The organism is Cryobacterium zongtaii, from assembly GCF_002909375.1.
Taxonomy (GTDB): Bacteria; Actinomycetota; Actinomycetes; order Actinomycetales; family Microbacteriaceae; genus Cryobacterium; species Cryobacterium zongtaii.
Map to the genome: position 1 here is coordinate 1 of NZ_PPXD01000009.1, position 18845 is coordinate 18845.

General features: G+C 69.0%; 23 protein-coding genes. 14 read left to right on the forward strand and 9 right to left on the reverse strand.

Annotated elements, in window-relative coordinates:
- Positions 1-967, forward strand: a 967-nt coding sequence (locus C3B61_RS08060; RefSeq protein WP_103460158.1) for a dihydrolipoamide acetyltransferase family protein, incomplete at its 5' end; no start/stop codon positions are given.
- Positions 968-1007: 40 nt separating this feature from the next.
- On the opposite strand, the gene C3B61_RS08065 is transcribed toward C3B61_RS08060, so the two are convergent.
- Genes C3B61_RS08065 through C3B61_RS08075 form a run of 3 tightly spaced genes read right to left on the reverse strand, consistent with a single transcriptional unit; the run spans position 1008 to position 3239 of the window.
- On the reverse strand, positions 1008-1793 hold the full coding sequence (locus C3B61_RS08065) for a putative protein N(5)-glutamine methyltransferase (protein WP_103460159.1): 786 nt from the start codon (positions 1791-1793) through the stop codon (positions 1008-1010).
- A gap of 6 nt (positions 1794-1799) precedes the next feature.
- Positions 1800-2573: a tyrosine-protein phosphatase gene (locus C3B61_RS08070; RefSeq protein WP_103460160.1), complete on the reverse strand. Its 774-nt coding sequence runs from the start codon at positions 2571-2573 to the stop codon at positions 1800-1802.
- Between the two features lie 9 nt (positions 2574-2582).
- Complete coding sequence (locus C3B61_RS08075; RefSeq protein WP_244285880.1) at positions 2583-3239, reverse strand: GNAT family N-acetyltransferase; 657 nt, start codon at positions 3237-3239, stop codon at positions 2583-2585.
- A gap of 224 nt (positions 3240-3463) precedes the next feature.
- On the opposite strand from C3B61_RS08075, the gene C3B61_RS08080 reads away from it, so the two are divergent.
- The 11 genes from C3B61_RS08080 to C3B61_RS08130 all read left to right on the forward strand — a co-directional run bounded on the left by C3B61_RS08080 (position 3464) and on the right by C3B61_RS08130 (position 11837).
- Complete coding sequence (locus C3B61_RS08080) at positions 3464-4183, forward strand: AAA family ATPase (RefSeq protein WP_103460161.1); 720 nt, start codon at positions 3464-3466, stop codon at positions 4181-4183.
- Positions 4184-4244: 61 nt separating this feature from the next.
- Positions 4245-5294, forward strand: a complete 1050-nt coding sequence (locus C3B61_RS08085; RefSeq protein ID WP_244285881.1) for a metal ABC transporter substrate-binding protein — start codon at positions 4245-4247, stop codon at positions 5292-5294.
- Positions 5295-5301: 7 nt separating this feature from the next.
- Positions 5302-6093 carry a metal ABC transporter ATP-binding protein gene (locus C3B61_RS08090; protein ID WP_241990501.1) on the forward strand — a complete coding sequence of 264 codons (792 nt, stop codon included), beginning with the start codon at positions 5302-5304 and terminating at the stop codon, positions 6091-6093.
- A complete protein-coding gene (locus tag C3B61_RS08095; RefSeq protein WP_103460164.1) occupies positions 6094-6990 on the forward strand; it encodes a metal ABC transporter permease in 897 nt (298 codons plus the stop codon).
- On the forward strand, positions 6990-7826 hold the full coding sequence (locus tag C3B61_RS08100; RefSeq protein ID WP_103460165.1) for a metal ABC transporter permease: 837 nt from the start codon (positions 6990-6992) through the stop codon (positions 7824-7826). Before C3B61_RS08095 ends, C3B61_RS08100 begins: the two co-directional genes overlap by 1 nt.
- Positions 7820-8230 carry a Fur family transcriptional regulator gene (locus C3B61_RS08105; RefSeq protein WP_103431325.1) on the forward strand — a complete coding sequence of 137 codons (411 nt, stop codon included), beginning with the start codon at positions 7820-7822 and terminating at the stop codon, positions 8228-8230. Before C3B61_RS08100 ends, C3B61_RS08105 begins: the two co-directional genes overlap by 7 nt.
- Positions 8231-8406: 176 nt before the next feature.
- Positions 8407-8643, forward strand: coding sequence for a 50S ribosomal protein L28 (gene rpmB, locus C3B61_RS08110; protein WP_066598603.1), 237 nt, complete (start codon positions 8407-8409; stop codon positions 8641-8643).
- Positions 8643-8810, forward strand: coding sequence for a 50S ribosomal protein L33 (rpmG, locus tag C3B61_RS08115; protein ID WP_066598602.1), 168 nt, complete (start codon positions 8643-8645; stop codon positions 8808-8810). Before rpmB ends, rpmG begins: the two co-directional genes overlap by 1 nt.
- A 2-nt stretch (positions 8811-8812) precedes the next feature.
- On the forward strand, positions 8813-9118 hold the full coding sequence (gene rpsN, locus C3B61_RS08120; RefSeq protein WP_035835254.1) for a 30S ribosomal protein S14: 306 nt from the start codon (positions 8813-8815) through the stop codon (positions 9116-9118).
- A 315-nt stretch (positions 9119-9433) separates the two neighbouring features.
- A complete protein-coding gene (locus tag C3B61_RS08125) occupies positions 9434-9721 on the forward strand; it encodes an HU family DNA-binding protein (RefSeq protein WP_066598601.1) in 288 nt (95 codons plus the stop codon).
- A gap of 139 nt (positions 9722-9860) precedes the next feature.
- Entirely contained in the window at positions 9861-11837 is a 1977-nt protein-coding gene (locus C3B61_RS08130) for a bifunctional copper resistance protein CopD/cytochrome c oxidase assembly protein (protein ID WP_174776365.1), read from the forward strand.
- 32 nt (positions 11838-11869) lie between these two features.
- Here the strand turns inward: C3B61_RS08130 and C3B61_RS08135 are convergent, their stop codons facing one another.
- Positions 11870-12940: a hypothetical protein gene (locus C3B61_RS08135; RefSeq protein WP_103460166.1), complete on the reverse strand. Its 1071-nt coding sequence runs from the start codon at positions 12938-12940 to the stop codon at positions 11870-11872.
- Between the two features lie 215 nt (positions 12941-13155).
- On the opposite strand from C3B61_RS08135, the gene C3B61_RS08140 reads away from it, so the two are divergent.
- On the forward strand, positions 13156-14469 hold the full coding sequence (locus C3B61_RS08140) for an ATP-dependent DNA helicase (RefSeq protein ID WP_240632306.1): 1314 nt from the start codon (positions 13156-13158) through the stop codon (positions 14467-14469).
- Positions 14470-14881: 412 nt separating this feature from the next.
- Here C3B61_RS08140 and C3B61_RS08145 read toward each other — a convergent pair whose 3' ends face one another.
- The gene (locus tag C3B61_RS08145; RefSeq protein WP_103460167.1) at positions 14882-15580 is read right to left on the reverse strand and encodes a DUF4232 domain-containing protein; all 699 of its coding nucleotides are present in this window, start codon (positions 15578-15580) and stop codon (positions 14882-14884) included.
- 142 nt (positions 15581-15722) lie between these two features.
- On the opposite strand from C3B61_RS08145, the gene C3B61_RS08150 reads away from it, so the two are divergent.
- Positions 15723-17132, forward strand: coding sequence for a serine hydrolase domain-containing protein (locus tag C3B61_RS08150; RefSeq protein ID WP_165791135.1), 1410 nt, complete (start codon positions 15723-15725; stop codon positions 17130-17132).
- 11 nt (positions 17133-17143) lie between these two features.
- On the opposite strand, the gene C3B61_RS08155 is transcribed toward C3B61_RS08150, so the two are convergent.
- The 4 genes from C3B61_RS08155 to C3B61_RS08170 are packed head-to-tail and all read right to left on the reverse strand — an operon-like array spanning position 17144 to position 18654.
- On the reverse strand, positions 17144-17317 hold the full coding sequence (locus C3B61_RS08155; RefSeq protein ID WP_088457734.1) for a CsbD family protein: 174 nt from the start codon (positions 17315-17317) through the stop codon (positions 17144-17146).
- A gap of 58 nt (positions 17318-17375) precedes the next feature.
- A complete protein-coding gene (locus tag C3B61_RS08160) occupies positions 17376-17828 on the reverse strand; it encodes a hypothetical protein (RefSeq protein WP_103460169.1) in 453 nt (150 codons plus the stop codon).
- 41 nt (positions 17829-17869) lie between these two features.
- A complete protein-coding gene (locus C3B61_RS08165; RefSeq protein WP_103460170.1) occupies positions 17870-18226 on the reverse strand; it encodes a hypothetical protein in 357 nt (118 codons plus the stop codon).
- Positions 18223-18654: an Asp23/Gls24 family envelope stress response protein gene (locus tag C3B61_RS08170; protein WP_103460171.1), complete on the reverse strand. Its 432-nt coding sequence runs from the start codon at positions 18652-18654 to the stop codon at positions 18223-18225. The genes C3B61_RS08165 and C3B61_RS08170 overlap by 4 nt, the downstream gene beginning before the upstream one ends.
- Positions 18655-18845: the final 191 nt, after the last annotated feature.

An 18845-nucleotide genomic window follows, 5' to 3' on the forward strand; every position in this document is an offset into this window, starting at 1 on the left:
CTCGGCCACCGCCGCGACGGGACCGGCTCGTGCGACGCCGCCGGCTCGACCGGCGCCCGCGCCCGCCGTTTCCGCCAAGCCGGCCGGCGCCCCGGCACGCCCCGCCGGCCCGGTGATCACCAAGCCGCCGATCCGCAAGCTGGCCAAGGACCTCGGCGTCGACCTCAGCCAGGTGGAGCCCACCGGCCGGTTCGGTGACGTCACCCGCGAGGACGTGCTGCGCGAGGCCACCCAGGCCAGCGTGTTCCGCAACATCCAGACGCCGGAGTGGCCGACCGACCGCGAGGAGCACATCCCCGTGAAGGGCGTGCGCAAGGTGATCGCGCAGACCATGGTGCGCAGCGCCTTCACCGCCCCGCACGTGAGCCTGTTCGTGGACGTGGACGCCACCCGCACCATGGAGTTCGTCAAGCGGCTCAAGGTCTCCACCGATTTCGCCGGCGTCAAGGTGTCGCCGCTGCTGATCATGGCCAAGGCCATGATCTGGGCCGTGCGGCGCAACCCCACCGTCAACTCGGTCTTCACCGACGAGGAGATCGTGATCAAGCACTACGTGAACCTCGGCATCGCCGCGGCCACCCCGCGTGGGCTGATCGTGCCCAACATCAAGGAAGCCCAGGACATGAGCCTGCTCGAGCTGGCCGGCGCCCTCGAGAAGCTCACCCTCACGGCCAGGGACGGGAAGACCAGCCCGGCCGAGATGGCCAACGGCACCATCACGATCACCAACATCGGCGTCTTCGGCATGGACACCGGCACCCCGATCCTCAACTCCGGCGAGGCCGGCATCGTGGCGCTGGGCACGATCAAGCTCAAGCCCTGGGTCGTCGACGGCGAGGTGCGCCCGCGCTTCGTCACCACCATCGGCGCGAGCTTCGATCACCGGGTGGTCGACGGCGACGTGGCCAGCCGGTTCCTGGCCGACGTGGCCAGCATCATCGAGGAGCCGGCGCTGCTCCTGGAGTAGTTCACCTGGCGAGATCGCTGGGGCCGGTGACGGACTCCGGTCACGCCGAACGGATGCCGATCACGACGGTGGCATCCAGCGCCCGGGAGCGTGTGACGTGCGGGGTGAGGCCGTGCCGGGCGAAGATCGCGAGGGTCTCCGGCGCCTGCCCGGCGCTGGTCTCCACGAGCAGCCGGCCCCCGGGGGACAGCCACTCCGGGGCCGCCGCCACGAGCCGGCGCTGAACGTCGTGGCCGTCGTGGCCGCCATCGAGAGCGACCCTGGCCTCGTGCAGCCGAGCCTCGGGCGGCATCCGAGTTATCGCATCCGTGGGCACGTAGGGGGCGTTGGCCACAATGACGTCGACCCGGCCGAGCAGGGTGCGCGGCAGTGGGGAAAACAGGTCGCCGGTGAGGGCGATACCGCCCAGCGGCTCGATGTTCTCCCGGGCACAGTTCGTCGCCGCCGGGTCGATGTCTACGGCGTAAAGCGTCAGCCCCGGCTCGCCAGCGAGCAGTGCGGCCCCCACGGCTCCTGTGCCGCAGCACATGTCGACCGCCACAGAGCCGGGCCGGAGGAGCCGGGCCGCCCGCCGCACCAGCAGGCCGGTGCGTCGACGCGGCACGAATACGCCCGGCCGGACGATGATCCGCAGGCCGCAGAACTCCACCCAGCCGAGCACCTGTTCGAGCGGCAGACCGGATTCGCGCAGGCCGAGCAGTTGCTCCAGTTCGGCCGGTGTTCCGGCGGCCGCCGTCAGCAACTGGGCCTCGTCTTCGGCGAAGACGCAGCCGGCCGCGCGCAGGCGTTCGATCACTTCAGGCGGGGCGGCGCGGCGCGGCGACATCGCGGCTCAGACCGTGCGGCTCTGTCGCCAGCTGCGCAGGGTGGCCAGCTCGGTGTCGGTGATGCCCGCCGCGGCGAGCACTGCAGGCAGGTCGAGGCCCGCCAGGGCCGTGCGAAAGGCGCCCTCCGTTGTGGTGCCGAAGGATCGGCAGAGCGCCTCGCTTTCGGCCTCCTCGTGTGCCCGGCCGGATGCGACGGCCCGTTGGTCGCCGCGGCGCACGGTCTCCAGGTAGTCGTCCACGATGGCCTCGGGCTCGGCGCCGGCGATGGTGAGCAGCAGGAGGGCGATCTGCCCGGTGCGGTCCCGGCCCGCCGCGCAGTGGAAGAGCACGCCGCCCGGTGCCGCCCGGGCCAGCGCCGCCAGCGCGGCCCCCGACCGTTCCGGCATCGCGGCCAGGTGCGGCAGGTAGTACAGCGCGGTGCCGACCAGGCCGTTGTCCCAGTAGTCCGCCCAGAATGCGGTGTTCTCCAGCCCGTCGAGGTCGATGGGCACCGTGGTGAGCCAGCCCGGTCGCGGTTGGCTGTCTTGGGCGCGCTCGCCGGGTTGGCGCAGATCGACGACGGTACGGATGCCCGCCGCGTAGAGCTGATCCCAGCCGGCGCGGGTGGTCTGGTCCAGGTTCTCCGACCTGAAGAACACGCCCGCCGCGGTCGTACCGCCGGTGCGGTACGGGATGCCGCCCAGGTCGCGGGCGTTCGCCAACCCAGCCACCGCCAGGAGCCGGTCGGCCGCGCGGGCAGGTGCCGGTGCTGACGGCGGTGTTGACGACGGCTCGTCCATCGACCCGGCCTAGAAGGTGACGGTGGACAGGAGGCGGACCGGGGGACGCGGATCGGTGCGGAGCCGGGCGTGGGTCTCCACATCGAAGCGCTCGGTGCCGTACTTCAGTTTCTGCCGCTCGATGCCTTCGGCCGCGAAACCCGCCGTGGTGGCGACCCGGCAGGAGGCCGGATTGTTGGTGCGGTGGCCGAGCTCCAGCCTGTGCAGGCCCTGCTCGGTGAAGGCCCAGTCGGCGATCGAGGCGAGGGCGAGCGTCGCCAGGCCCTGGCCCCTGGCCTCGGCCGAAACCCAGTAGTAGACCCAGCCGGTTCCGTGCCGGTGTTCCATGCTGCCCACACCCACGTTGCCCACCGCGACGCCGTCGAGGCTGATCGCGAAGTTCTGCCGCGAGACCGTCGCGGGGGCGAGGTTCTCGGTGATGAAACTCTCGCAGCGCGCGACCGTCGACAGCTCGATCGCACCGACCTGGGCGGCCAGGTCGCCGCTCACTGTGAAGGCGGTCTGCAGGCTGGCCGCGTCGTCGAGCCGCCACGGGCGCAGCATCGCCACCGGGGCGGGCGGCACCGACCGGTCAGCACGGCCGGCCCGGCTGGTCCGACCGAGGCGAGTGCGTGCGGGCAGGCTCCCGGCGGGCGGGGCGGTGCCCTTGGCGGGGCGTGCTCTCATGGCAACAGAGTAGACGGCGGGCGTCGCCACCGCGACTTGCCGCAATATCCCCCTGTGCGGGCTCTGAAACGGGAGTGTGCCCGATGTCACCGTCGGGCGCAGCGCCCGAGTTGCCGCAGAATCCCCCTTCGACACCGCTGACGGGGGTGTTTGCCGCAAGTCGGGGCCGCCGCACGGCGGCGAACCGGATGCGCGAATCGCGGCACGGCGGGGGAGGATGGGGCATGGCCTTCGAGAGCACACCTTTGCGTCGGATCGAGGAAGACCCGCAGCATCCGCTGACCAGGAACACCTGGCCAGCCACCCTGCCGCCGGTGGCCCAGCTGCTCGAGACCGGAATCGACCTGGGGCCGGCCACGGTCTTCGTCGGAGAGAACGGCGCCGGCAAGTCCACGCTCGTGGAGGCCATCGCCCTGGCCTGGGGTCTCTCCCCGGAGGGTGGCTCCACCGGCGCACGCAACTCCACCCGGCCCAGCGAATCCTCGCTCCACGACCACCTGCGCCTGGTGCGCAGCGGCGGTAGCACCCGCCGCGGCTACTTTCTGCGCGCCGAGACCATGCACGGCTTCTTCACCTACCTGGAGGAGAACCCGGGCAGTGGGCCTGAGCCGCGCTTCCACGAGATCTCGCACGGGGAATCGTTCCTCGAGCTGGCTATCGACAAGTTCCGCGGCCGGGGCCTGTGGGTGCTCGACGAGCCGGAATCCGCGCTCTCGTTCTCGGGCTGCCTGGTGCTGCTCGGCCACCTCAAGGAGCTGCTGGCCGCGGGCGGTTCGCAGGTGATCATGTCGACGCACTCGCCGTTGCTCGCCGCGCTGCCCGGTGCCCGGATCCTCGAGGTGGGCGAGTGGGGGCTGCGCGAGATGGCCTGGCGCGATCTCGACCTGGTCACCAACTGGGCCGGCTTCCTCGACGCCCCGGAGCGGTACCTGCGGCACCTCTGACCCGCCACCATCGGCTCTAATGGTTTTGACAATCATTATCAATAGGCGTAGCGTTTCGATCGTGAAGACCCCCAGACTCCTCCTCCCCGCCCTGGCCGCCTCCGCCGCCCTCGTGCTGGCCGGATGCTCGACGACCGCCACCAACGCCGCGGGATCGGACGGTGACCTCAAGGTCGTCGCCACGACCACCCAGATCGCCGACCTCACCCGCAACATCGTCGGCGACGCCGACGGCGTCACGATCACCCAGCTGATCCAGCCCAACCAGAGCGCGCACAGCTACGACCCGTCGGTCGCCGACCTCACCGCCCTGGGCGCGGCGGATGTGCTCGTGATCAACGGCGTCGGGCTCGAAGAGTGGCTCGACGACGCCATCGAGGCTTCCGGCTTCGACGGGGTCACCATCGACTCCGATGAGGGCATCACCATTCAGGGTGTCGAGGCCGGCCACGAGGAGGAGGCCGCTCACGAGGATGAGGCCGCGCAGGAGGAGGAGGCCGGCCACGAAGATGAGGCCGAGCACGACCACGACCACGCCGGCGGCAACCCGCACATCTGGACCGACGTGAAAAATGCCGAGGCCATGGTCGCCACCATCGCCGATGGCCTGGCCGGTGCCAGCACCAGCCACGCCGCCGACTTTGAGGCCAACGAGGCCGTCTACACCGCCCAGCTCGCCGAGCTGGATGGCTGGATCCGCGAGAACGTCGACGCCGTCCCGTCCAGCGAGCGCCTACTGGTGAGCAACCACGACGCCTTCGGCTACTTCACCGCCGCCTACGGCATCACCTATGTCGGCAGCGTCATCCCCAGCTTCGACGACAACGCCGAGCCGAGCGCCGCCGAGATCGACGCCCTCGTGGCCGCCGTCAAGACCACCGGTGTCAAGGCCGTCTTCTCGGAGGCGTCAATCAACCCGAAGGCGGCCGACACCATCGCCGCAGAGGCCGGCGTCGCGGTGTACTCCGGAGACGACGCCCTTTACGGCGATTCGCTGGGCCCGGCCGACAGCGCCGGCGCCACCTACATCGCCAGCCAGCTGCACAATGTGCGCCTCATCCTCGAGTCCTGGGGTGTGACGCCCAGCGCCGTACCCGCCGACCTGCAATAGTTGAACAGTGAACGAGAACCCTTCTCAGCAGCGGATGCCCGCACCGCTCGCCCTCCGCGTCTCCGGGGCCTCGTTCGCCTACGCCCAGACCCCGGCTCTGACCGGCATCGACTTCGATCTGCATCCCGGTGAGGCCGTCGCGCTGATCGGGCCGAACGGCTCGGGCAAGTCCACCCTGCTCAAGGGCATCCTGGGCCTGATCCACCGCACCGAGGGCACCGTCGAGGTGCTCGGCCACGCCACTGCCCCGGCCGGCACCGTCGGCTACGTGCCGCAGACCGACGAGCTCGACCCCGAGTTCCCGGTCAGTCTCGAACAGGTGGTCATGATGGGCCGCTACCGCGAGCTCGGCTGGCTGCGCCTGCCCGGCAGGAAGGACCGCAAGGCCGTGGCCGCGGCGCTGGAGACTGTCGGCCTCAACCACCTCGCCAAAACCCGGTTCGGCGAACTCTCCGGCGGCCAACAGCAGCGCGGCCTGCTCGCCCGCGCCGTGGCGGCCGGCCCCCGGCTGCTTCTGCTCGACGAACCCTTCAACGGGCTCGACCAGTCCAACCGGGAGGCCCTCGTCGGCACCGTCGAACGGCTCAAAGCCGAGGGCGTCGCCGTGCTCGTGTCCACCCATGACCTCGAACTGGCCCGCGCGGTCTGCGAGCGAGTGCTGCTGCTCAACGGCAACCAGGTCGCCTTCGGACCACGCGAGAGTGTGCTCACCCTCGACAACGTGCAGCGCACTTTCCACGAGGTCGGCGTCGAGATGGACCAGCACACGCTCGTCGTTCCCGGCCACGAAGGCCACTGAATGGCCGACCTGCTCGGACCCCTCTTCACCGCGTTCACCCTGCCGTTCATGGCGCGGGCGCTGGTGGTGCTGCTCGCCCTCAGCCTGGTCGCCGGCATCGTCGGCGTGCTCGTCAACCTGCGCAGCCTCGAATTCATCAGTGACGGTCTCACCCACTCGGTCTTCCCGGGCATCGCCATCGGCTTCGTCTGGGGCGGCCGCGAGGGACTCTTCGTCGGCGCCATGATCGCCGCCATCCTGGCCGCGGTCGTGCTCACCGTGATCACCCGGCGCGCCGTGTCGGGGGATGCGGCGATCGCGATCGTCTTCACGGCCATGTTCAGCATCGGCATCCTGGTCGTCTCCCGGCAGACCAACTATGCCGGCCAGCTCGAACAGCTGCTCTTCGGCAGGCTGCTCACGGTCACGGCCGCCGAGGTGACCCAGACGCTGGTCATCTGCGCGATCGCCCTGCTCCTGGTGGGCCTCACCCTCAAGCAGCAGGTGTTCCGGGCTTTCGACCGCACCGCGTTCGCCGCGGCCGGCTACCGGCCGCTGCTGCTCGACCTGATCCTGAACGTCGCCATCGCGCTCGTGGTGGTCGCCGCATCGAGCGCCGTCGGCAATCTGCTCGTCCTGGCCGTACTCATCGTGCCCGGCGCCGTCGCCCGGCTGGTCACGGTGCGGCTTTGGGCTCTCTTCCCGCTCGCGGCCGGCTTCGCCGCCCTGTGCGCCTGGGTGGGCTTGACGCTCGGCTTCGAAGCCTCCGTCTCGGCCGGCATCGACCTTCCCAGCGGCGCCACCGTGGTGCTGGTACTCGTGGCCGGCTACCTGCTGGTGCTCCTCGGCCGCCTCGCGGTTGACCGGATGCGCCGCCCCGCCCAGCCGGCCGTCGATCCGGAACCGGTGACCGCCTGATGGGCTACTTCGAGAAGGCCCTGCTGGCCGCAGCCGTCATCGGCGCGCTGAGCGGCCTGGTCGGCACCCTGGTGCTGCTGCGCCGGCGCACCTTCTTCGCCCAGGCGCTCACCCACGCCACGTTTCCCGGCGCCGTCGCGGCGGCGTTGCTGGGAGTGAGCATCCCGCTGGGCGCCGCCGTCGCCAGCGCCGTGATCGTGGCGGTGATGACCCTCCTCGGCCGGGTGCGCCGCCAGGGCAGCCAGGTGGCGTCGGGCATCATGCTGACCGCAGGGTTCGCGCTCGGTGTGCTGCTTCAGGCACTCAACCCGTCGTTGCCCGTGCACGTGGAGTCCTACCTGGTCGGCTCCATCCTCACCGTCACCGACGGCGACGTGATTCTTGCCGTCTCGGTTCTGACCGCGGCGGTGCTCGCGGCCATTCTCTTCGGCAAGGAGATCCTGTTCTCCACCTTCGACCGCACCGGCTTCCGGGCGGCCGGGTACCGGGAGTGGCCGATTGAACTTCTCACGCTGGTGCTCATCGCCGCCACTGTCGTGACGGCGATGCCCGCGGTGGGCGCCATCCTCGCCATCGCCCTGATCGCCGCTCCCGCCGCGGCCGCCCGACTGGTGATGCGGACCGCGCCGGGCATCGTCCTGCTCGCGCCTCTCATCGGCGCCGGATCCGGGGTCGTCGGCGTGTTGCTGTCCCGCATTCTCGATGTGGCGGCGGGGCCAGCCATCGCGCTCACCGCCGCCGCCTGCTTCCTCCTCGCACTGGGGGCACGCTCACTGCGTGCGCGCGCCGGAGGCGTTCCCACTCCCGTCCGCGCCGGGCTACGGTTGAAATCATGAAGCGAAACACCTGGCAGCGAGAGGCCGTGCGCACCGAGCTCGGCCGCGTCGAGGGGTTCGTCAGCGCCCAGGGCCTGCACTCGGCCCTGCACACCAGCGGTTCCCCGATCGGCCTGGCCACGGTCTACCGTGCGCTCGCCGACCTGGCACTGGAGGGCGACGCCGATTCGCTGCAGTCGCCCGACGGCGAGAGCCTGTACCGGGCGTGCAGCACCACGGATCACCACCACCACCTGATCTGCCGCAACTGCGGACTCACCGTGGAGATCGAGGTGGACGCCATCGAGAACTGGGCCACCGAGGAGGCGGCCAAGCACGGTTTCACCGAAGCCGCCCACGTCATCGACATCTTCGGCCTGTGCGCGGCGTGCACCGCGCTTGCATCAGACCGCCCCACCCCGTAGGCTGGGTAGCTGCTGCGCATATCTGTGCGTGCATTGCTTGTTCGTGACTTTTCCTCCCACCGAATCAGCCGCTGAAACTCACCTTTCGGCAGGCCGCTTCAGGGTGGAATCCAACGCGAACCGGCCGACAAGAGATCTTGGGAAGGGCATTCGCCCTTCGGTATTGGAGGAAAACCATGGCAGCAACCTGCCAGGTGACCGGAGCCGTTCCCGGCTTTGGACACAACATTTCGCACTCGCACCGGCGCACCAAGCGTCGTTTCGACCCGAACGTGCAGACCAAGAAGTACTTCGTGCCGTCGCTTCGCCGCAACGTCACGTTGACCCTCTCGGCAAAGGGCATCAAGGTTATTGATGCTCGCGGCATTGAGTCGGTCGTCAAGGACCTGCTCGCACGTGGGGAGAAAATCTAATGGCTAAGGCTCAGGACGTACGTCCGATCATCAAGCTGCGTTCGACGGCAGGAACCGGTTACACCTACGTGACCAAGAAGAACCGTCGCAACAACCCCGACCGTCTCGTACTCAAGAAGTACGACCCCGTAGTGCGCAAGCACGTTGACTTCCGTGAGGAGCGCTAAAAATGGCGAAGAAGAGCATGATTGCCAAGAACAACCAGCGCAAGGTCATCGTTGAGCGTTACGCCGCGAAGCGCCTCGAGCTGAAGAAGGCTCTTGTCGACCCGGCCGGCACCGACGAGTCCCGTGAAGAGGCTCGCAAGGGCCTCCAGAAGCTGCCCCGCAACGCCTCGCCGGTTCGCCTGCGCAACCGCGACGCGGTTGACGGTCGTCCCCGTGGCCACCTCTCCAAGTTCGGCATCTCGCGCGTACGTTTCCGCGACATGGCGCACCGCGGCGAGCTGCCCGGCATCACCAAGTCCAGCTGGTAACCAGCTACTGATCGCGTAACCGCGAACAGCGCAGTATCAACAGGGGATGCCCGACTTCGGTCGGTCATCCCCTGTTCTGCGTCTGCGCCCGAACGGCACCGTCGTCCCCGTACGGGGGCGCACAGTTCGCGCACAGCACAAACACACCCCAATCCGCCGGGCAAAGCGTCCCGAAACGCCGTAAATCCGCGGAATCTCGCGGATCAATGCTAGATTCAACGCGGTCGAACCGACCAACGGAGGCGTTGTCTCAACGTCGCCCGCTTCACGTGAATACCTGTTTTTTTACAGACGAAGGTCCGAGGAGGACACTCAATGGCTGACAAGTCGCTGAACAAGACCGAGCTCGTTGCCAAGGTTGCCGCAGATTCTGGCCAGAGCCAGGCTGCTGTCGACGGCGTTCTGAACGCTTTCTTTGCAACCCTCGCCGACACCGTTGCGAACGACGGCAAGGTCACCATCCCGGGATGGCTCGGCGTCGAGCGCACCGCAACCGCCGCTCGCACCGGCCGCAACCCGCAGACCGGCGAAGAAATCGCCATTGCTGCCGGCCACCGCGTCAAGCTGACCGCTGGTAGCAAGCTCAAGGCTGCCGCCAAGTAGGTTTCAGCTTTTGTAGTGCCGGTGGGCGTCGACTTCGGTCGGCGCCCACCGCTGGTTAACCGGCGTCGCCCGAAGGCGCCCGGCTGCGCGGTGGCCGGCCACGGCGGGTTCGGCTTCCCCCGCCGGTTAAGCTGGAGTGGTGTCCCGTTATGTGCGAATCATCGGGCCGGCAGCCCTGCTGTTGGCCGCGATTGTGGCGACGGTGGCGGGCCTGGTCTACGGCGGCGGTGCCGAGGCCCAGCTGCTCGCCGATCCCGGCGCTGTGGTGCGATGGGGCCTTCCGGTGGCCAAGCTGCTCGTCAACCTCGGCGCGGCCGGCACCATCGGTGCCCTGGTCCTGACCTGTTTCGCCCTGAGCCCGAAGGAACGTGAGTACGGCACCGCCATCGACCTGGCCGCCGGCTCCGCCGCCTTCCTCACCATCGCGTCGGCGATCACCGGCTTCCTCACCTTCCTCCAGGTGACCAACGCGACGATCAGCTTCAACGACACTTTCAGCGCCACCGTCGGTCAGTTCTTCAGCCAGATCGAGCTCGGCCAGGCTTGGCTGTCCACCACCCTGATCGCCGCCGCCGTCACCGTGCTCTGCTTCGCCGTGCGCAACCAGACCGCGCTGGTCTTCGTCACCGTGCTCGCCCTGCTCGCGCTGCTGCCGATGGCCCAGCAGGGCCACTCCGCCGGCGCCGAGGGCCATGACGCGGCCATCACGGCGCTGGGCCTGCACCTGGTCTTCGCAGCCGTATGGTTGGGCGGAATTCTCACCATCATCCTGCTGCACAAGCAGCTGTCGTCCGCGCGCCTGCGTGAGGTCGTCGGCCGGTATTCCACCCTCGCGCTGGTCAGCTTCGTGGTCGTCGCCGCCTCCGGCTACGTCAGCGCCGAGCTGCGCGTGGGCAGCTGGGACCGGCTGCTCACCGGCTACGGCATCCTGGTGCTCGCCAAGGTGGCGCTGCTGCTCGTGCTCGGCGGCTTCGGCGTGCTGCAGCGCCGGTACCTGATCGGCCGGATGCGCACCGGCGCCGGCCGCACCGACACCTTCTTCTGGTGGCTCGTGGTGGGCGAGATCGCGTTCATGGGCCTGGCCAGCGGCGTGGCCGCTGCCCTCGCCCGAACGGCCACCCCGGTCGCCCAGGTGGTCACCACGGCGATCCCCACCGCCACCCCGGCGCAGATCCTCACCGGCGAGCCCCTGCCGCCCGAGCTCACCTTCGCCAGGTACTTCACCGAGTGGAACTTCGATCTCGCCTGGGTGCTGTTCTGCGCGTTCGGCATCTTCTTCTACCTCGCCGGGGTGCGGCGGCTGCGCCGCCGCGGCGACAGCTGGCCGCTGCACCGCACCATTTTCTGGACGCTGGGCATGGTCACCCTGTTCTACATCACCAACGGCGGCGTGAACGTGTACGAGAAGTACCTCTTCTCCACCCACATGCTCGCGCACATGGCCCTGACGATGCTGGTGCCGGTGCTGCTGGTTCCCGGGGCTCCGGTCACCCTGGCGGCCCGCGCCATCCGGATGCGCCGCGACGGCAGCCGGGGCCCCCGTGAGTGGATCCTGCTGGCCGTGCACTCGCGCTTCGCCGGCATCATCTCGAACCCGATCGTGGCCGCGGTGCTTTTCGCCGGGTCGCTGTGGGTGTTCTACTACACGTCGCTGTTCAGCTGGGCGACGACGGACCACATCGGCCACCAGTGGATGATCGTGCACTTCCTGATCACCGGGTACCTTTTCGTGCAGTCACTGATCGGCATCGACCCGGTGCCGTTCCGCCTGCCGTACACGTTCAGGCTGCTGCTGCTGCTGGGCACCATGGCGTTCCACGCCTTCTTCGGCCTGGCCCTGATGACCGGCACCGGTCTGCTCCTCGCGGACTGGTACGGCGCCATGGGCCGCGACTGGGGGCTGAACGCCCTGGCCGACCAGCAGGCCGGCGGGGGGATCGCCTGGAGCGTCGGCGAGATCCCCACCATCGCATTGGCCATCATCGTGGCCATCCAGTGGGGCCGCAGCGACGACAAGGAAACCAAGCGCCGGGACCGCAACGCCGACCGCACCGGCGAGGCCGAGCTCAACGACTACAACGACCGCCTCGCACGCCTGGCAGCGCACGACAGATAGCGCCGGACCGGGCCCGGAGCCGGCACCCGCCGCTAGCGCAGCTGGATGGCCAGGGCGCCGTCGGGCTGGATCGTGACGGAGAGGGCCACCGAGAACGGGACATCCTCATCGCGGGTGCTCAGATCGCCGTCGTACAGGGACTGCACGTCGACCACGATGTGAGCCTGGCCGCCGGTGCTGGGCATGTCGAAGGCCGTCTCGCCGGCGGTGAGTACGACCTCCGGGTACTGCGCGATCGACCATGCCGGGGCGGACTTGACCCTGTTGTCGATCTCGATGCCGAAGGGGCAGTTCGACGGTTGCAGCACCTGCTGGGTGGCGCACTCGTCGAGGAACTCATTGAGCTTGGTCTGCACCTGGCCGGTGAAGGTCGTGTTGGGCACCGCGTCCACCGTGACGTCGGCGGCACCGGAGGCCACGACGGGCACACTCTGCACGGGCGCGGTCAGTAACGTCGAATCGTGGGAGATGTCGTAGACCGCCGGAGCGAAGGCCAGGTACGCACCCCGGTTCGAGAACGTGATCGGTGCGTCGGCCGCCGCATGGGCCCGGGTATCGAGGGTGAGTCCGTTCACCGAGAAGTCGGCCTCGTGCAGCACCGTCACCTGCAGCACCGCCAGGGGACTCGCGGCGAAGCCCCAGGTGCTGAACAGGCCGGCAACGGTGCCGAGGCGTTCCACGGTGAACTCCATCGAGGTCTCGGTGCCGTCCAGGCGGAAGTCGAACACCACGGTGTGCTGGCTCTTCTGGCCCACCTCGCTGTCCGCGGAGCTGGCCGTGTCGCTGACGAATTCGATGTCGGTGATCGAGCCCAGCACCGACGGACGTAGCAGAGTGCGCGGCAGGTCTTGGGGGAGACCGGCCGCTTCGAGGTCGGCATCCGTCGGTTCGGCGCCGGGAAGTGCCAGCGCGGTGTCGGTGTTGTGCGTGGCCAGCGCGTCGAGGTACTGCCGCACGAACCCGCCGGCACTGTACAGATCGCGGTTGAGAGCGCCGATGGTGGCGACCAGGGCGGCGCCGAGCAGGGCGCAGATAACGCAGACCGCAAGCGTGGCACGCAGATAGCGCGCCCGCCGCACCCCGTTACCGACCCCGTAGCTCACCTCCACATCCTACGGGGACCACCTCCAAGCTCGGTGCGGCTGCGCCGCCTGATGCGGGCCGGGCTGACCGGTGCACCGGGCCGAGCTCGGTGAGTTATCCACCGGCAGGCCGGGGCGCGGGTTGTGGGCCCGGCCGGACGGTTACAGTGGAAGGGAAACGCGATGCTCCTCGTGCCTTCGCGCCGCATCGCCCCGCATCCCACCGAAAGTTCCCTGTGACCGCGCTTCCCCCCGAAATTCCGCTTTCGCGCGAGCAGGCCGAGGTGTTCGCCGCCATCGAGGGCACCAAGCAGAACGTCTTCGTCACCGGTCGGGCCGGAACCGGTAAGTCCACGCTGCTCAACCACCTCTCCTGGAATACCAGTAAGCAGATCGTCATCGCGGCGCCGACCGGCGTTGCCGCCCTGAACGTGGGCGGTCAGACCCTGCACTCGTTGTTCCGGCTGCCGATCGGCGTCATCGCCGATCACGCGATCGACCAGAACGATCAACTGCGCAAGCTGCTCAACACGATCGACACCGTGGTCATCGACGAGGTCTCCATGGTCAACGCCGACCTGATGGACGCCATCGACCGCAGCCTCCGTCAGGCCAGGCAACGCCCGCACGATACCTTCGGCGGCGTGCAGATCGTGCTCTTCGGCGACCCGTACCAGCTCGCTCCGGTGCCGGGGGATCCCGAGGAACGTGCCTACTTCGCCGACACCTACCGCTCGATGTGGTTCTTCGACGCGAAGGTGTGGCAGAGCGCCGAGCTGAAGATCTTCGAACTCACCGAGATCCACCGCCAGCACGACGCCGGCTTCAAGACGATGCTCAATGCGGTGCGCTATGGCCAGGTGACGCCCGAGATCGGTGGGGCACTCAACGGTGCGGGTGCCCGCACCCCGCCGAGCGAGGGAGTCATCACGCTGGCCACCCGCAATGACGCGGTCAATCGCATCAACGCTGCCGCGCTCAAGCGGCTGTCCGGCAAGTCCCTCTCGGCCAAAGCCGAGGTCACCGGCGACTTCGGTGGACGCACCTACCCGGCCGACGAGGTTCTCGAACTCAAGGTCGGTGCCCAGGTGATGTTCCTCCGCAACGACAACCCGCTCGACGGGGGTCCGCGCTGGGTGAACGGCACCATCGGCACCGTGACACGGGTCGACTCCACCGTGTACGTCGACATCGACGGCACCACCCACGAGGTGGAGCCCACGGTGTGGGAGAAGTTCAAGTACACCTACAACGCGGCGACGAAGAAGCTCAGCAAGGACGTCGTGGCCGAGTTCACCCAGTTCCCGCTGCGGCTGGCCTGGGCGGTCACGATCCACAAGTCGCAGGGTGCCACCTACGAGCGGGCGATCGTCGACCTCGGCACCAGGGTGTTCAGCCCCGGCCAGACCTATGTGGCGCTGAGCCGGCTGACCAGCCTGAACGGCCTCTACCTCACCCGGCCGTTGCGCCCGAGCGACATCATCGTCGACGAGAACGTGCTCCGTTTCATGGAGGGCCTGCGCGTCACCCCCGCCGTCGAGGGCGCCTGACCCCCTCCCGGACAACCCATCGATTCGGCCCAACCATATGAAGGCCACGGGTGCTCACTGCGTGGCTGGGTTCTTGCTGGGCATTTCGATGAGTGTTTGGCCGGGGTCGATGGTTGCCGGTGGTCGTAGCCAGTATTGGTCCTGGTGTTCGAGGATTTGCCAGCCTCGGGTGTGTAGTAGTCGGTGGTGGGGGTTGCAGAGCAGGATGCCGAGCCGGAGGTCGGTGCTGCCGTGGTCACGGGCCCAGTGTTGGATGTGGTGGGCTTCGGTGAGGGTGGGTGGTTTGTCGCAGTCGCCCCATCGGCAGCCGCCGTCTCGGGCGGCTAGGGCGATGCGTTGTGCGGGGGTGAAGAGGCGTTCTTCGCGGCCGACGTCGAGGGGTTGGCCGGTGGGGTCACGGAATGAGCGCGGGCTAGAAGACCACCGGACTCGCTGCGAAGGCGCCGGTTCGCGCGAGCTGGATGGCGGGGTCTGCGCAGCCGTCGATGGGGTTGGGGGTGGCGACCCGGCTGCTCTGGTCGGTGTTCGGCGGCGTCACGGCGAGCTCGGTGACCGGGATGAGTGGGCAGCCGTACACTCCGGCCCGGGTAAGGTGCAGCAGGCTGAACGCCGAATCGCCCGGCTGCAGCAGCACGGCGGATGGCGCCGCACGCGGTTCCAGGCCCGAAGCGGCACCAATGGGCTGACCGGTGTCTGCGGACACCAACTGCACGCGGGGATATCCATTGGCGGTGCAGGCGACGGCGCCGGAGTTGGTCACGGAGAGGTCCCAGAAGAAGCTGCCCGCGCCGCTGTCGGCCGGGCGTTCCTGCAGGGCGAAAGACAGCCTGTCGGTGGTGCACGCGGATGCGGCACCCGGTTCACCCGGCGACCCCGGCGAACCGGGACCGCCGGTCGGCTCGGGCGAGGGGACGCTCGACGGCGTGGGCGTGGGCGTGGGCACCGGGGCTGCGGAGGGGAGGGCGGTGGGGGTGTCCGTCGGGTCAAGGGTGGGGATCAGCGGTACTCCGCAGGCGGTCAGCGTCACGGCGGCGCCGACCATTACGAGAAACACTGTGCCGAGTCGTCGGGCCGTGAAGCCGCGCGAGCGACCCGTCCCTACGCGGATCATGCGCCCAGTATTGCACCGACTGGGCTTCTAGGCGCCGCGGGCGCGACGGGCGCGCGCCCTGGGTACACTCCCGGCAATGGGCTCTTCCGGCATTCCCCGCGGGGGTGGAATGCAGGGGGCACGGGATGGGCAGCGGGTCGTCATGACAGGTCAGAAGGCACGACAGCGGGGAGGACTTCCGCGGAGCCGAACCGGCACCGTGAGCCGGCTGAGCCGGCTGAACGCGCTGGGCCGGCGGCACCGGCGGCCGGGGGTGGCCGCGGTGGCCCTCCTGACGGTGACCCTGGTGCTTCCCCTGCCGGGTTGCGTGGATGCGGCGGCACTGTTTCCCATCGGCCCGGATACGGCGTCGGGCGCACTGGCCACCGAGGCCGTTGCTTCGCTCGACGCCGCACTGGCCGAGGGAATGGACCTGGCCGGCGCGACCGGCGCTATCGCTGGCGTGTGGGCGCCGTGGGCGGGGCAGTGGCTGGCGAGCCCGGGTGCCGAGGGCTCCGGCATCGACCCCACCACCGGCCGTCCGGCCGGCGGCGGGGCGCTCACCACCGACATGCGATTTCGCATCGGCACCCTGACGGGCGCGATGACCTGCACGGTGTTGCTCCGACTCGTGGATGAGAAGCGCGTGGGCCTGGACGACCCCGTGTCGTCATACCTGACCCGCCTGCCCGGGGTGCAGGGCATCACCCTGCGTCAGCTGTGCCAGCACACCGCCGGCCTCGGCCAGCCGAACCTCGAGCCGCAGTTCGTCAACAATCCCACCCGACAGTGGCCGCCCCTCGAACTCGTCTCCGGCGGGCTCGGGTCCACCAGGACCGGACAGCCTGGTCGGGTGTGGAACCCTTCCGACGCCGGCGTGCAACTTCTCGGGATGGCGCTGGAAGAGGCGACGGGCGACAGCTGGCCGGAACTCTACCGGCGGTACGTGTTCGAGCCGTTGGGGCTGCGCGACACGTCGTATCCCGATCCGCAGGACTTCGACCTGCCCGGCGACCACCCGCGGGGATGGGCCGCCGCTCTCGACACCGAAGGCACCCCGGACTGCACGCGTCCGGTCGATGTCACGCAGCTGTCCAACTCCATGAGCGGGGTGGCCGGCGGGGCCGTGTCCACCCTGGCTGATCTCAAGACCTGGTCGCAGGCGCTGGCCACCGGAGGATTGCTCTCCCCAGACGCAGCGGAACAGCAGTGGCGGAGCGTGCGGGAAGAGGGCGCCCCCCAGTGGCGGCGATACGGGCTGGGGGCGGAGCAGCTGGGCCCGATGCGCGGCGGCGGCGGCGCGATCCCCGGTTTCCTGTCGGCGACGCTCTCCGACCCGGAGAGCGGCCTGACCGTGGTGGTGATGGTCAACGATTCCAGCGCGGGTGCGGAGTTAGCCCTGGCCCTGGCGCAGCGCCTGGCGGCGATCGCAGCGGAGATGCCCGTATCGGAGGGGCAATCGGATGCGGGGCTTGAGCTGCCCTGGACGGCGGAGGAAGCGACGGCCCAGATGCGCGTGAACGCGGTCTGTCCGACCGGCACAACCGGGATTCCGGCGGCGCCGGTCGGGTGACCGGTAGGAGCCTACTTCTTGAACGCGTCCTTGACGTTCTCGCCGGCCTGCTTGAGGTTGGCGCCGGCCTGGTCTGACCGGCCCTCCGCGACCTTGGAGTCGTCGTTGGTGACCTTTCCGAGGGTTTCCTTGGCCTTGCCCTTGAGGTCCTGGGCGGTGTTCTCGGCCTTGTCTGATGCACTCATCGTGTTCTCTCTTTCTCTTGGGGGTGGTTCGGGATGGTCGGATTGGTTGTTGGGTCGGTCACAGGTCCATGCGGCGGATCATGACCGTGGGCAGCAGCGTCGGGCGCAACGAGTCGTAGGTGATGGCCTCAACCTCGGGTCGTTCCTGACGCTCGGGCAGCAGCGCCGCCAGCGCGAGCACAGTGCCAACGCCCGCCACCAGGATCACCATGACCGGTGTACTCAGGTTGACCTGGCCCAGGTAGCGCAGGACATCGCCGGGGGCAGCGATCAGCGCGGGCCGGTCGAGCAGCGCGAGGACGAGTTCGGCGCCGAAGTAGAGGCATCCGGCGATGATGACCGAAGCCAGAGCGATGGCAACGACCGACCATGACGAGGGGGTCTCCCGGCGCGGCTGCTGAGTGTACGTGGACCGGGTGGCCCGGCCCGCCGGGTGGCGCAGCTGCAGTGCCGCAACGGCCTGGCGCGCTGCGAGCGTGCCGGGGGCCGAGGAGGGGATCGTGCGGGTCATGGCGTGGTTTTCCTTTGTGGTGTCGTGCGGAGGGAGGGAGGTCAGTCCACCGGTTTGGGCGGTCGACTGCCGGCGCCGGTGAGGCGCACGGTCACCCCGGCGATGTCCGCCCCGGTGAGGGTGGCCACGGTGCCGCGGATGTCGTGCTGGGCGCGTTCGGTCCGGTCGAGGGCATCGTCGACCGACGTATCCGTCTCGCCTCGGTCGAGCGGCAGCAGGCAGAGAGGGGTGCGCACGGTGAGGTCCAGACGGCCGGCCGCGTCGGCCACGTCGACCTTGACCTGGCTGGGCTGCACGGCGAGGGCGTCGGCGGCCACGGCCGAGACCAGTCTGGTCATCGCGCGCGCGGTAATGCGGTTTGCGCCGTGCGGGGTGACGGTCACGCTCGAACCGCTCATGGCTGCGAACCCTCGTCGGTCTCGTCGGCTTCGTCAGGCAGGTGCACGTCGTTGATGGTGACGTTGACCTCGGTGACTTCCAGGCCCACGAGAGTCTCGATGGCGTCGATGATCGCGGTCCGGGCATCGTCGGCGACCTGCTGCAGCGGCAGCGGGTACTCCGCCACGATGCTCAGGTCGACGGCGACGTGCGGCCCGTTGACCTTGACGCTCACGCCCTGGCTGCGGTCGGTGCTGCCGATCGCATCGCGGATGGCACCGAGGGCGCGAGCGGCGCCGCCGCCGAGGGCGTGCACACCGGTGACCTCGCGGACGGCGAGGCCGGCGATCTTGGCGACAACGGCATCGTTGATGACGGTGCTGCCGCGCGATGTGCCGGCGGGCAGATCGGTGCGGACCGAACCGATATCGGGGGTGAGGCTGGTCATGAGGCGGGCTCCTGTGCTCGTCGACCGCGCTGGCGCGGAACTGCTGTGACAATAAAGCTGGATGGTGAGATAGTCACTATGCTGCACGAAGAGTGCGGTGGGCGATTTTTCTCTTGCCGATTCTCATTGATACTGTTCAGACGCATCTCACGGCCGGTTCGTCACGAAATCCGTCGGCGAGATCGGTCGTG

Coding starts and splice junctions, on each gene's coding strand:
- C3B61_RS08065 (WP_103460159.1), bottom strand. CDS start 1,793: ATGTCGCCGCGCCGCGCCGCCCCGCCTGAAGTGATCGAACGCCTGCGC.
- C3B61_RS08070 (WP_103460160.1), bottom strand. CDS start 2,573: ATGGACGAGCCGTCGTCAACACCGCCGTCAGCACCGGCACCTGCCCGC.
- C3B61_RS08075 (WP_244285880.1), bottom strand. CDS start 3,239: ATGAGAGCACGCCCCGCCAAGGGCACCGCCCCGCCCGCCGGGAGCCTG.
- C3B61_RS08080 (WP_103460161.1), top strand. CDS start 3,464: ATGGCCTTCGAGAGCACACCTTTGCGTCGGATCGAGGAAGACCCGCAG.
- C3B61_RS08095 (WP_103460164.1), top strand. CDS start 6,094: ATGGCCGACCTGCTCGGACCCCTCTTCACCGCGTTCACCCTGCCGTTC.
- C3B61_RS08100 (WP_103460165.1), top strand. CDS start 6,990: ATGGGCTACTTCGAGAAGGCCCTGCTGGCCGCAGCCGTCATCGGCGCG.
- rpmB (WP_066598603.1), top strand. CDS start 8,407: ATGGCAGCAACCTGCCAGGTGACCGGAGCCGTTCCCGGCTTTGGACAC.
- rpmG (WP_066598602.1), top strand. CDS start 8,643: ATGGCTAAGGCTCAGGACGTACGTCCGATCATCAAGCTGCGTTCGACG.
- rpsN (WP_035835254.1), top strand. CDS start 8,813: ATGGCGAAGAAGAGCATGATTGCCAAGAACAACCAGCGCAAGGTCATC.
- C3B61_RS08125 (WP_066598601.1), top strand. CDS start 9,434: ATGGCTGACAAGTCGCTGAACAAGACCGAGCTCGTTGCCAAGGTTGCC.
- C3B61_RS08145 (WP_103460167.1), bottom strand. CDS start 15,580: ATGATCCGCGTAGGGACGGGTCGCTCGCGCGGCTTCACGGCCCGACGA.
- C3B61_RS08150 (WP_165791135.1), top strand. CDS start 15,723: ATGACAGGTCAGAAGGCACGACAGCGGGGAGGACTTCCGCGGAGCCGA.
- C3B61_RS08155 (WP_088457734.1), bottom strand. CDS start 17,317: ATGAGTGCATCAGACAAGGCCGAGAACACCGCCCAGGACCTCAAGGGC.
- C3B61_RS08160 (WP_103460169.1), bottom strand. CDS start 17,828: ATGACCCGCACGATCCCCTCCTCGGCCCCCGGCACGCTCGCAGCGCGC.
- C3B61_RS08165 (WP_103460170.1), bottom strand. CDS start 18,226: ATGAGCGGTTCGAGCGTGACCGTCACCCCGCACGGCGCAAACCGCATT.
- C3B61_RS08170 (WP_103460171.1), bottom strand. CDS start 18,654: ATGACCAGCCTCACCCCCGATATCGGTTCGGTCCGCACCGATCTGCCC.